The sequence below is a fragment of the Niabella pedocola genome (assembly GCF_021044425.1).
Taxonomy (GTDB): domain Bacteria; phylum Bacteroidota; class Bacteroidia; order Chitinophagales; family Chitinophagaceae; genus Niabella; species Niabella pedocola.
The window spans coordinates 154,193-167,403 of the sequence record NZ_JAJNEC010000006.1 but is presented as its reverse complement, the minus strand read 5'-3'; the positions used below and the strand labels follow the sequence as shown (position 1 = coordinate 167,403).

The 13,211-nt window shown below is 48.4% G+C and carries 7 protein-coding genes; all 7 read right to left on the bottom strand.

The features are described from left to right. Positions 1 to 28 precede the first annotated feature (28 nt). The 7 genes from LQ567_RS20060 to LQ567_RS20030 all read right to left on the bottom strand — a co-directional run bounded on the left by LQ567_RS20060 (position 29) and on the right by LQ567_RS20030 (position 13,190). Positions 29 to 2,383 (bottom strand): galactose-binding domain-containing protein, encoded by a 2,355-nt coding sequence (locus LQ567_RS20060; RefSeq protein ID WP_231007506.1) that lies wholly within the window; start codon positions 2,381 to 2,383, stop codon positions 29 to 31. A gap of 34 nt (positions 2,384 to 2,417) precedes the next feature. Further along, on the bottom strand, positions 2,418 to 4,064 hold the full coding sequence (locus LQ567_RS20055; protein ID WP_231007505.1) for a RagB/SusD family nutrient uptake outer membrane protein: 1,647 nt from the start codon (positions 4,062 to 4,064) through the stop codon (positions 2,418 to 2,420). A gap of 67 nt (positions 4,065 to 4,131) precedes the next feature. Then, positions 4,132 to 7,296, bottom strand: coding sequence for a SusC/RagA family TonB-linked outer membrane protein (locus LQ567_RS20050; RefSeq protein ID WP_231007504.1), 3,165 nt, complete (start codon positions 7,294 to 7,296; stop codon positions 4,132 to 4,134). Between the two features lie 604 nt (positions 7,297 to 7,900). Next, positions 7,901 to 8,626 (bottom strand): basic secretory family protein, encoded by a 726-nt coding sequence (locus tag LQ567_RS20045; protein ID WP_231007503.1) that lies wholly within the window; start codon positions 8,624 to 8,626, stop codon positions 7,901 to 7,903. A gap of 209 nt (positions 8,627 to 8,835) precedes the next feature. Further along, positions 8,836 to 10,044 (bottom strand): DUF4998 domain-containing protein, encoded by a 1,209-nt coding sequence (locus tag LQ567_RS20040; RefSeq protein WP_231007502.1) that lies wholly within the window; start codon positions 10,042 to 10,044, stop codon positions 8,836 to 8,838. A gap of 29 nt (positions 10,045 to 10,073) precedes the next feature. After that, a complete protein-coding gene (locus tag LQ567_RS20035) occupies positions 10,074 to 11,243 on the bottom strand; it encodes a DUF5000 domain-containing lipoprotein (protein ID WP_231007501.1) in 1,170 nt (389 codons plus the stop codon). A 45-nt stretch (positions 11,244 to 11,288) separates the two neighbouring features. Further along, a complete protein-coding gene (locus LQ567_RS20030; protein ID WP_231007500.1) occupies positions 11,289 to 13,190 on the bottom strand; it encodes a RagB/SusD family nutrient uptake outer membrane protein in 1,902 nt (633 codons plus the stop codon). Between the last annotated feature and the right edge of the window lie 21 nt (positions 13,191 to 13,211).

The following is a 13,211-nucleotide window of genomic DNA, read 5'->3' as shown; positions in this document are numbered from 1 at the left end:
AAAAATAATTAAAAGCATCCTGTTTTAATCATTTACTGTAAATGTACCATTCATGGATACCTACCTGGTGCTCCTTTTGCGTACCGGGATCTATTTCAACCCGCAGGTACCGCGCCCTGCCCCCATTCTCCAGCACGGTGCAATTTTCGCCACGGGAAAACTGTTTCCCTGAAGCGGCCGGAGTCCACCGTACCTTATCTGAAGATACGCTGACGGAACTGTTCAATGCACTGTTTAACCCGGAGAAATAAATCACCGAACGGGAGATATCATACACTTTTCCGAGATCCACCATCAGCCAATGTTTATCGCCATTTTTTTGAGAAAACCAGGGTGTGTAGGAGTTTCCGTCCACCACATAAAAATCATAGGACCCGGAAGAGGATTCTACCGTTTTTAGTTCCGATACCAACCGGCCCGTTAATGGCTGGTAATTTACCTCCAGGTTATCAAACCTGGACCGGTTCCAACCGGATACAAAACCGGCCGCGCCCAGTATATAGCGCTGATCCGAAACCGCGGTTACCATTTTACCATCAATAAAAGCGGTGATCTTACTGCCTTCTGCCTGCAGTTTTAACCGGTGCCATCCTTTTGTATCCGTTGTACCGGAAGCCAATACAGCGTCTTTTGTTTGTAAGCGCCAGTAGCCGTTTTTATAGATATTTAGCCGGTACCCATGAGGGATCACTGCCTGCGATGCTTTATCATAGGCGCCCCGTATCATGACCCCCGCATAGCCCGGACCGTTGAATGCATCTTCTTCTACATTTACATCTGCAGTAATTGCCCCGTCGGACCAATCCTGCCCCTGCGATACAAAAGAAAACGCACAGGAATCGGGGATCCAGTGAACAATATCCCTGTTCACAACCTGCCGGAGACAGGTGCTCTCTCCCGGTGCCTGATATACTTCAAACGCCCCGGAATTATCATAGAAATATTTGGCCGCCATGGGCGCCCGGTTCAAGGCGTAGCTATTAAAGTCATCTTTATACCGTACCGGGAACTGTTTCTCCGGCGCCATCGCATAGTTTCCTTTTACCTGTCCGGTGGTGGTGGTTAATGTATAAATGCTGCGGGGCTCCAGTTCCAGGGAAAGGATACCGTTCTTAACTGCAATACTTTTTTGCTTGATGAACTGCTGCACACTATCCGACTTCCACACATGAATAACCCCGTTGGTAAGCTGATCGAATTTTAAATCGACTTTTTGTTTACTGTTTCCACTCACCATTACTACGGAATAATCCCTGTTCTTTCCGGGTGCTTTATAGGTTGCATACACACCATCATCCGGCAATGTGCCGCAGGCATCATCCAGGTACTTCCAGCCGGGTTTTACAAACTGGTTAAAATGCCCCACCGCCCAGATTGTTGGCCACACTTCGTAATACCCGGACCAGGGGGTATTGGCCTTCATGATCCCTGTATTGGAATAGCAAACATTATCCGGCATGGATGCAATAGGGCACCAAAGATTTACCTTAACGATCTTATGCCCGATATAACACCGGATGATATTCTTTGCGAGATAAAGAACATTGTTCCAGGATTTACCTCCCAATGAAAAATCTTCCCCGGACCAAAGCGGAAGGCCGGAGTTCAACGCGTTGGGCGTGGCCTTTGTAGTACCGGGGCGGTGCATGTAGGAATCCGGGTAATGATAGCTGATCGCTGCCAGGGTATTGCGGAACACCGAGTCCGTCACCAGCTGGTCGGCAATGGCCCATGCATGACCGGCACCTTCCGGCGCATTGATCTTTATGTTTTCATAACCGTTTTTATCAAGCAGCGGGCGCAGCGAATCAACGATCCAGTTGCGGTTATAGTCGCGCTCATTCCAGCAGCCCGAAATATACTTCAGGTTCAGGCCCCATGATTTGGCACCTTCAATAAATTTCAGCAGGTAGTTGGCGTTGTCCATGGACCATACGCCCTTAAACCATCCCGGCATACACCATTCCAGTGCATCCAGTTCAATATGGGCATTGCGGTTTACAGCCTCCCGCATCAGCCAGTATTCGTAGCCGCGCTGGTAATTGGGGTTTTCCATCTCCTCCCGTGTACGTGCAAAGCTGGGCTCCGATCCGCAGGTGGTGTTGCCGTCGCCGCCGATTTCTGTTTTCAGATAAGTAAACCCCGCACCAAAATTGGGTTTGAATAAATAATCCAGGATCGCATTCCGTTGCGGCTCTGCGTAATCAATCAGCAGTTTGGACGAACCGCCTGCGCTTACGGCACCGATACCGTCAAAAATGCGCCCGGTACTTTTTTCATTGATACGGATTTGCGTTTGTGCATGTACGCCGCTGCCGGTGAAGGTCATTGGATACAGGAATAAGCCAGCCAGCAGGAGTTTTACAGATCGATATAGTTTCATTTTACAATTATACATTTAATACGGTGAATCAATTTTACCAGCTGGGGTTTTGCTTGAGGTTTCCTTTGGACAATGCAATTTCCTTGGTAGGCAAGGGCCGCAGGTAATGTTTGGCAGGGTCGAACTTCCTGGCGGTTGCCGCCTGAACAACCAAAAAACCGTTCCCGTCTACACGGCTCTGATAGCTTGCCTGGCTATACGGTGCAATGGTATTCCATTCTGTATTTTTGATCTTGATACCTGTAACTGCTCCGGGCATTTCTGTTTCGGCGGTCTTCCAACGGCGGATATCATCATATCGGAATCCCTCCAATGCCAGTTCCAGTGTACGCTCCCTCCGGATTTCAGTTAACATATTCAGCCCGTTCTGGCTCACGAATGCATTGGTTAGCCGCGGCATATTTACCCGGTCGCGGAGCAGGTTGATCGATTTATCCAAGTCGGCGTCACTGATGCCCCCGTTCTTTTCATATATCGCCTCCGCATAGATCAACAATATTTCCGCATAGCGGATCAGGTGACGGTAAAAACCGAAGTTGACCCCATTGTTACCATTGCCATATGCATTCTCCGAAATGTATTTATAGGTGATGTAACCAGTATTGCCGTTGCGTTGCGGCGAGGTGGGCCAGTTTTGAATCGGCGTTACCGGATGAAAAGGCCGTACGGTATAAGTACCGGGGATAATGAAGGTCATTGTCATCCGGGGATCCCGGTTCTCAAATTCGGAACCAATAGTTGCGTAGCCTTTAAATGATTCCGACTTTGAAATCGGCAGCCCATCCTTACAGAGGTACATATCCGCCAGTTTTTTTGTGGGCAGATATCCCGGGTCTCCTACAGAATACGGATATCCCTGCCCGGAAACGTTTACGGCATAACGCCGGTCCAATATATTTTCTTTGGCACCATTGCCCTCTTCAATAAACAGGTAACGATAACTCTGCGCGGCTTTATCTTTAAACAGCGCGTACTCCTGGCCGGCAATAATGTTACCTGCAGCTTCTATAGCCATTCCCAGGTAATCGGCGGCAGCAGTTTGCTGATGGTATTTTTGCCAGGTGCCTTCAAACAGGGTAACCCGGGCCAGCAATCCGCTTGCTGCGCCCCTGGTAATACGCCCCTGGTCTGCGGCTGAAAGATCATTTTGTTTGGGCAGATCGGCAACAGCTTCTTTCAGATCCTGTATGATCAGGCCTACCGTTTCCTGCCGGCTGGCGCGGGGCCCGTACAGGCGCTCGTCCGTTTCCGTAAGCACATCTGTTACCAGGGGCACACCACCAAAGAGCCGGAAGATATTCCAGTAACTGAGTGCCCGGAAAAATTTTGCTTCGGCTACATAACGTTTTGTTTCCGCATCGGCAAAAGCAGTGCCCTTGGTAATCATTATGTTTGCATTCCGGATATAGTAATAGGCATTCGTCCAGTTTGCATCATTCTCCGGCGGCAGGTAATCTCCGTCACTGACCGCGTTGGCCTGGTTAAATGCGATGTCCGATTCTACATCGGCAAAATCAAAACCTGGCAGCGAATTGTACAACGCATTTGCCGCTAATTTAAAATCGGCCGGTGTTTTGTAAAATGTTTTCTCCGACATATTGTCGCGGGGCTTCAGATCTAATAATTTATTACAGCTACAAAGCAGGAATACCAGCAACAGCTGAAGGCATCTATTTTTCATGTTTATCTTTTTATCATGATGCATGGTCTGGCAAATCAGGTATATACGTTTCATTCTTTAAAGAGGATCAGAACCCGATATTCAGGCCAAACGAAATATTTTTTGTAAACGGATAGGTCTTTTCATCGGACCGGGAATAACCTTCCTCCGGGTCAAAGGAACGCATCCAGGTTCCTTTGGAAACTGTAAAAAGATTTTCACCGCTCAGATATACCCGTGCATTGGAAAGTTTTACTCTTTTACAGAAAGCCACTGGCAGGTTATATCCCAGGGTAATAACCTTCACCCGCAGGTAGGCCAGGTCGTTCACCCGCATTTGCGAATACTGCCAGTTATAGTTCAGCAGGTTGTCGAAACCCACAGCCCCCGGTACGATCCGCGGAAATGCCGCATCCGTATGTTCCGGCGTCCAGGATTTGCCGTACCAGTATTCCAGCGGCTGAAAATATACAGCACTCATGGGTATTGAAAACGATCCGTCCCGGATGTTCATCCGCTTTCCTACGCCCTGCAAAAACACCATCAGGTCGAATCCGCCATATCCCAGCTCCAGGCGGGAGGAATAGGTATACCGGGGCTGCAAGCTACCCAGATATACCAGGTCGCCCTTCGATCCTTTGGCCGGATCGCCGTGTACCGACAAGATCCCGTCACCATCCACATCTTTATACATCACATCGCCCACACCGATATTGGAAGGAATGCCGCTCAGTTTTTTATAGTCCTGTAACTGGGCTTCATTTTGGATAATGCCGTTAAACTGGTATCCAAAATAACTGTTGATGGGGTACCCCTGGTGTGCATAATTTAAACCCGAAGACAATATATCATTCCCTTTCAGCTCTACCAGTTTGTTTTTGCTGTCGCTGAGCATGGCCGTGATCCCATATTTCCATTTCCCGGCCTGATCATGCCATCCGATGGAGAAATCAAAACCCTTTGTGGTTAAATGACCCAGGTTCTGGCTCGGAGGTGTGCCTCCCAGCAATACCGGCACCTGAACATCTACCAGCATATTTTTATTGTCCTTTTTGTACACATCCAGGCTTCCGGACAAGCGGTTATTCAACAATCCGAAATCCAGCCCCAGGTTGGCCGTTTCTATGGTTTCCCATGTGCGCTGATCCGATGCTATACTTAACACGGCACCGGGCGTACCGGCATTGGAACTGCCCAATGGATAGGATCCTGAAACCGAAATAAGCGGAATGTATCCATAGTTTCCAAAAGCACTGATCTCCTGGTTACCCATCCGGCCAAACGAAGCCCTGATCTTCAGGTTATCGATCACCTCCAGTTTTTGTATAAAAGCTTCCCGTGCGATATTGTAGGCCACCAGTACGGAAGGGAAAACCGCACTCCAGCGTTTGTCCGGTGAAAACTTGGAGCTGCCATCCATCCGGATCGTAGCGTCCAGGAACAACTTATTCATAAAGCCGTAACTAAAACGGCCGAAATAAGAATTCAATGCCCAGTCCGTATCAAAACCATCCAGCCGGGAATATTCTGCCTTTGTCTGATCGGCCAGGTTGAGCGTAAAGATGGAGTTTCCCGGGAAATTGGAACCGCTGACATTGGTTCCCAGATCGCGATTTTGTTCCAGCGAAGATCCGGCCATTAAACCGAAGTGATGATTCTCCGCTATGGTACGGTCGTACTCCGCATAGGCCGTATAGGATTTATACACGTTCCGGCTATTGGAGTAATACGCGGAGTTCAACGGGTTGCGGTAACTCTGGGCTACCCCGGCCCAGTTGTATTTAGGAAAGGTGCGGTAAAAACCATTGTCATTGTTGGCATTATTCTTTACACCAAATTGCGCAGTCAGCCGCAGCCCTTTTGCAATTTCCATATTGGCCTTTACATTAAAAGCAAACTCCATGTAGTTGGTGGTACGGTCGCCGCCTTCCTCCAACTGCTGCGCGGGGTTGATATAATCCTGGTAGGTATAATACTGACCTGAAGGATTATACATCGGCACAAAATTGAATAAGCGGGGGGTATTGTGCAATACATCATCCAGCGAAGAGGGTTCGCGGATAATTTCATTCATAAAAGTAGAACGCGTTTGAATATTGAGCTTATCGAATAGCCGGAAGTCATAATTCATACGCAGGTTGTACCGCTTTACATCATTCGTGCCAAATTTAAATACACCATTATCGTTGGCATAGCCGGCAGAAAATACGTATTCACTGGATTCGCCGCCACCGGTAACGCTCAGGTTATGCATTTGCTGAAGGGCCTTCCCGTACACAGCATCCATCCAGTTGTTATCTGTATAAAAGCCCGGATAATCCTGCAGATAGGTAACCCATCCCTTATCCGGATCGGGCGCAGCCTTTTGCCGGATCTTTTGAAGCACCTCATCCGGCACACCAGGCAGTCCCACATTTTTAAACCCTTCATCCGTCATTTCCGCGAACTGCAATGTGGATACCATTTTTTTAAGATAGTCAGGAATTTTCATTCCCAGGTTTGCCGCATAGTTCACCTGCGGCTTTCCTCTTTTGCCTTTTTTTGTGCGAACCAATATCACCCCATCCGCTGCCCGGGCGCCATAGATCGATGCCGCGGCATCCTTCAATACCGTAACGCTTGCAATATCGTTCGGGTTTAAACTGTTGATGTCACCGGCTACATCATCGATCAGCACCAACGGGCTGCCGCCGTTTACAGAAGACAATCCCCGCACCTGGAAATCAAACCCTTCCCGTCCGGGGCGGCCGCTGCTGCGCTGTATTGTGAGTCCCGGCAACGCTCCCTGCAATGCATTGGACACATTCGTTAATGCACGCGATTCAAAAACGGTTTGGTCTACCTGGGCAATAGCACCGGTAACCATTTCTTTTTTCCGGGTTCCATATCCAACCACTACTACCCCGCTCAATGATACGCTGTCTTCCAGCAGTACTACATGCAAAGGGCCCGGACCGGTAATCGCGATTTCGCGGGACTGGTACCCCACCATTGTAAACACAAGGGTGCCCTCCAGGGCGGGTATCTGTATACTAAAGCCCCCGTTCTGATCTGTTGTAGTACCGGTATTGCGGCCTTTATAGGACACGGAGCAACCTGCAAGCGCAAGGCCCTCACTATTTTTAACCTGTCCTTTCACCGTTGCTGCAGCCGATGGAACCGGTTGCACCAGCCCCGGTGTACCGGCAGCCAGCGCGGCGCGTGGAAAACCCGGCAGCAGCAGCCAGAGCAATAGCATACAGCTGCTGTGCATGAAAATTGCTTTTCGAAAGTACGATACAAGTCTCATCGTTATTAATCATTTAATCTTTACTAAATCGTTCTGTTTACCTGCCGGATAACCGGTCGTCAAGTGTATTGATACAGCAATACAATTCCACGCCATTGAACTATTCAAGTGCGCGCCGGCCCGGCTATATCCTGTATAAACGGCCCTGTTTAATGAAACGCCTTATTTAAGAATCTGCTATCAACAACATAATCGTTGCAATCATTAGCTGTATACCCCGGATGAAACGACGGCTGGGAACATAGCTGTATCGCCTTTTTTCACATACGGGTTTCTGCTTTTCATTCTACTGTAAAATTGGCTGAAAATAGCTGCTGATACAATGGATTTTCTTGGGAAAACCATGGATATTATTCGCCCTTCATGTAACAAGCAGGTTATGAAAAACGGTATCAGCCCGTTATGCCCGCAAGGGCAGATCTATTTTTATTGACCAGGACATACCTCCTTGAATGCCGGTAAAATCCCGGCACGGCATACCCGTTCCCCGCAGGAACTTTACGATGGCTTTTTTGCAATGAAGCCATGCTGTTATACTCCGGCTTTTTATTTTTTTCGGACGGTGTATTTACTTAAGCATGGGGTGCTGCAGGTAATCGGCCCAAAGCTGGTCTACATTTTTACCCGTTTCCTTTATCCAGAAATGGTCGGTATAGGCACCGGCATGCATCGTCGCATTTAGTTTTTTTACAAGTCCTTTTTTATAAAACCGCTCTATCCATACAAAGAACCGTGCTGCAGTACCATAGCCGTTTGTATAAGAAGCTGCTGGTTTTGGCGGCTGCAATGCCCAGTTGATGGCGGCATTATCAATGCCATAGGTATGGCGTACATAATCGGCAATACCCTCGGTTACCCAGCCCGGACCGGATGGATAATGTTGTACAATATGCATTACTTCATGCGTTACCACATCCACATCCTGAGGATGCTTTTTCATATACGCGGCACCATATGAAACGTGTCCCGCTGCCGCATCTGCCGCTGCTACGCCTTCGTAATCCGGATCGATGGTAAAGCGAACGATCCGGGTGCCTTTTGGATTAAATGCCTTTATCAGCTTCGGGTAATTGGTGAAGAATGCATCTACCAGGCTTTTTTTCTGCGCGGGATCCATGTCCACTGTTTTATCAGTAAAAATCAAGGTAAATCCTTTCTTCCGGATGGTATCTGTATCTGAAATGGATGTGATTGTATGCTTCGGTTCCGCACTATTGATCCCATGTGCAAAGCCGGTACTTAAAAAGGCAAGCAAAAAAAACGCTGTTGTTTTTCTTAAAGCTGTTTTCATCATTTGTATAAAAAATTTTAAAATGGTGTATCCAAAAAGCGATCTTTTCCATGCCGTTCCGATAACTATCGGAATGCACCCGGCATGTATGTAATATTTATACGACCGCCGGAGCAGGAGTGGCCCCGGAACAAGCCGGATAACATTTTCAGGATGCCATCGGCATGTTCCCGACACTCCATGGACTTTTTTGTTCAAACAGTTGATGCACCCTACCGGTCGTGCGTATAAAATGTTACTTCCCCTATCGTCATATAATTTTTATTTTCCCAGTTGGTTAACAATTTAAACCGGTAGTACCGGAACGCCGGTGTTCCGCCTGGTACTATAAATGCTTCTCCTTCCAATGCAAATGCAATATCCGTTTCTGAAGTCTGGCCCAGTGGAAGCCCGGATGGCTTCACGGATTCATACGCACCGATCTTTGTCCAGCTTGCCCAGCTTCCGTCCCCCGCGGGGTTATTACTTCCATATAGTTCAAAGGTTCTTACGTTTGCATCCTTGTATAACCGGTCGGAGGCCTGCCACATTTTAAACCGGCTGAGTGCCGCTGTGGTTCCGCAGTCGATGGTGAACCAGGACGGCACCACTTCCTGTGTAGCAAAACCGGGTGTACCATAGTTATTATCCCACAGGTAAGGCAGCAGCCAGCCCCAGTTGTCTTTAATATCCGTTGGCAATGCATATATTTTAAAGTTTGCCTTTGGCAGTTGCCGCTCAAAAACCGGCAGCATTGCGGAAGCAGTTGCCTCCGGATAAAAGTATTCAAATGCCGTGGAATCTGGTTTGTAACGGGAGCGGTATGTAAATGTGCTGCCCTCTTTATAGGCTGAAAGGGTGGTTTGTGTTTCCTTATCCATTGCTGTTATGTGTTGTGGCGTGCCATCGACCCCGGTATACGTAATATCAATACCGGCTTCCCCGGAAGCGGCTGTTCCCCAGTTTAACAATACCTGCGTGCCATCTTCAGATGGTACCACAGACCGGAGCCTGCGATTGGTTAATGCACCGATATAATGGGGTCCATACACCATTCCAAATGCATTTACCGGAACAGAGCGGTGCCCTGTTTTATCATAGGTGTACACGGTAAAATTATAGTTCCCCTCGGTTAAACCGGGAATCAGCAATTTAATAGTGTCTTTGCCCGTTAGCTGTGTTACCGGTGCTTCCAGCGAGTCCTGGTCGTTGCTCCAATAAACAACCACGCGGCTTACCGAAGGATCGTTGCCCAGTGCTATGGAAAGTTTCAGCCGGTTTTGTCCGGGCTGCACTATTACGCTATCCGGTCTGCCGGGATATATGATCTCTCCGTCTTTCATATATTTCTTATAGGCGTGGCCATCTGTTTTGGAGCAGGACACCACCACCGAAGCCAGTATGAGCACCAGCGAACATGCAAAAAAATGTAACCGCATCATGTATGAATATTTCCTGTGAAAAGATTTATTTAACGGGTATCGCCCCACATCTTGATTTCATAAAAATTAACGTAGCTGCCTCCGGACCAGTTCTGCAGTGTTTTGAACCGGATATAACGGACCCTGGGTGAGTTCAACGGGAATTTTACCGTAAACCCGGCAAGTGCTGCCTCTGTATCCGCCTGTGATAACTGTCCTTCGGGTAAACCGGAGGGTTTTGTTTGGGTAGCTTTGGCGAGCAGGATCCAGCTAGCATCAAAACTTCCGTTCGGGTTCGGATTGGCCGATCCCCATATTTCAACCACCTTGGGATTATGTAATGTATAATAGTAGCCCGGGCGCATAAACCATACCAGGCGGCTGATCTGTGCCGTTACCCCCATATCATAAGTAAACCATTGAGGCATTCTTGCCGTTTCCGTAGAATGATAGGCCCCGCTGGTAGTGCTTCCGTCGAAGAGCCGTTCAATTTCATTACCCGCATAAAAAGGTTCATCGGTCGGCAGGATCACGCCCTTCATTTTTGTGCGATCCAGCAAGGCCTCAAATAATGGCGTTAGCTGTACGATCATGGTGTCTGAACGGTTATTCCACCGGTCGCGCACATACACCCCAAACCGGGTAGGTATTGCGGGCATGTTCCTGGCGGAAAAATCGCCGGTCTTCAGGTTGGTATAGCTGGTTTCGATGGGAGAAAACTCGCCTAAAGAATCATTTGCCAGCACCACGATGGCAAGATTGGCCTCTCCGGTGTTGGTGTACTTTACATTGATGCCTCCAAAATCCGGTGCCACCTCAATACTGTTACGAACCTGCCAGGCCGGCGGGCTGAGGGGACGTACCTGCACATCGGTTGAAGACGATAAATTCTCACTCTGATCCACTACGGAGAGGGTTACCGTATAGGTACTTGTATCACCGAATCCTTCTACTACCAGGCTGCGGTTATACCGGCTCACCTTGGTTTCCCGTACTTCTCCTTCCGGGGTTGTATAACGGGCCTTTACATACAAAAGATCCTGATCGGCGGGTAAGGTATACCCAATTCTTGCGGCCCCGTGAAGATTTTCAACAGTGATACCACTGAGCGGTCCGGGGGGTGTATTATCCTTCGCTACAGGTCCCGACGTATCTCTTTCACAGGCACACAGTGCCAGCAACATGATACACAGGATATAGTTACGGGTTTGTTGTCTCATTTTAATACATTTAATTCAGAGTAATCGTTCATATCCCAGTTTACACTACCAGCCGGTGTTTTGGACCAGGTTGGGATTTACCTGTATATTGTTTTCCTGTATCGGCCAGAAATAATCCCGGGGCGCTATAAACTGGGGATTGTATAGCAGCACTTTCCGGTTATAGTCTTCATAGGTCGATTGCAGGATATCCCATCCGAAAATCGGTTTGCTCAACTCCTGTGGTGCTGTTTTCCACCGGCGCAGATCCCAGAAGCGGCTGCCCTCAAAGGCCATTTCAACGCTTCGTTCCTGCCGGATGATTTCACGCAGGCCATCCGCCGACAAATACTTTGTGGGATTGTTGGAATACGCCGACCAGGAAGTTTCCACGGATTTCAAACCGGCCCGTTCCCGGATCTGGTTGAGGTACGGTAAGGCCGCGGTTGTATTACCCGATTCATTTAACGCTTCCGCATACAGGAGATACAGATCACTCAGCCGCATCACCGGCCAGGGATATGATTCCACGGTTAATGAAATTTGCGAAACCACCAGGTTCCAGTTAACGAGCTTCTTTGTATAATAGCCGGTAACGGAGTAGATACGGCTTTGCTTCTTGCCGGAGTACTGCCCCGATTTACTTTGAATTTCATACTTCCCGTTCCGCATAAACCATTTGGAGCCGTCAAAACCCAGGTCCGCATAAAAACGGGGTTCCCTTTCAAAATGCAGTCCAACGGTTTTGTACCCTTCCTGGATACCGGTGTCTTTAGCCGTTGCCGTACGTAGTTCAAAACGGTTATCATAGTCCCATGTTTTATCCTCGCTGATGGGTACGCCGTTCTTTGTATAGAACATTTCGGCGATCTTTAACGGGGGCGCCAGCTTTGCCTTCAGATCAATATTAAAATTATTCGGATCAAACTGCGGACAGGCATAGGTTTGCAGCCACCAGGTAGGGGCGCCCTCATGTGTGAGTCCCCAGATCAGTTCGCTGTTCCATTTTTCGCATACCGCATTCCGGATATTCATTTCAATCTGTGTGGCATGATCCACATTGATAATGGCCGGGTTGAAATGATACAACTTTAAACCTGCCGCGTCTGCCTTGTCAATGGCAGCCTTACAGGCCTCCCGCGCCCGTACCCATTTCTGCGGATCATACTGCGCATTGAACAATACCTGCCCGTTATTATTTTTTAAACCGGCAAAATCATTATTCCCGTTAAACAGCGGACTTGCTGCCGTAACCAGTAACCGTGCCTTTATTCCCAGCGCCGCCACTTTGGTAATCCTCCCGGATTCCTTTGTTACACTGTTGATCCGTAAGGGAAGCCCTGCCTGGTCATTTCCCGCGGCGGCTTCATCAATCAGGTTGGAAATATAGTTTACGACAGAGTCTACCGGCTGCCGGTATACTTTTACTTCCTCCGGAGATGCAGATATCGGAAGGTTCTTATCCATGATGGGTATGGGACCGTACATGCGGAATAAGTACCAGTGAAAATAGGCTTTTAAAAATTTGGCTTCTGCAACCCAGCGTTCTTTTTCGTAAGGCTGCAGGTCGGGAACGCGGTCTACATTTTCGAGGAATATATTACAGACCCGGATGCCCTGCCAGAGCGACTTTCCGTCGTATCCGTCCCAATAATTCATATACGGGTTCGCCCTGTTTTGCGCTCCTCTTGCAATCTGGTATGGGTCCAGGAAGAAATAGTCCTGCAACATCGGCCAGTAGGTCCAGGCTTCATCGCCGCCGCTAAACCCCGGATTCCTGTCGGGATGCCCGTCATACGGTATAAACGAATAGCAGGTGTATAAGTATTTTTCCGCTTCAAGACGATTGGAAAATGCATGATCCAGGGTAGGAACATTGTCCGGTACAAGATCCAGGTATTTTTTACAGGATGTTGCAGCAGTCGCAATCACACAAAGCAGTCCCAACACCTGAATCCCTTTTTTCATCAATGGAAATGGTTTAAAATA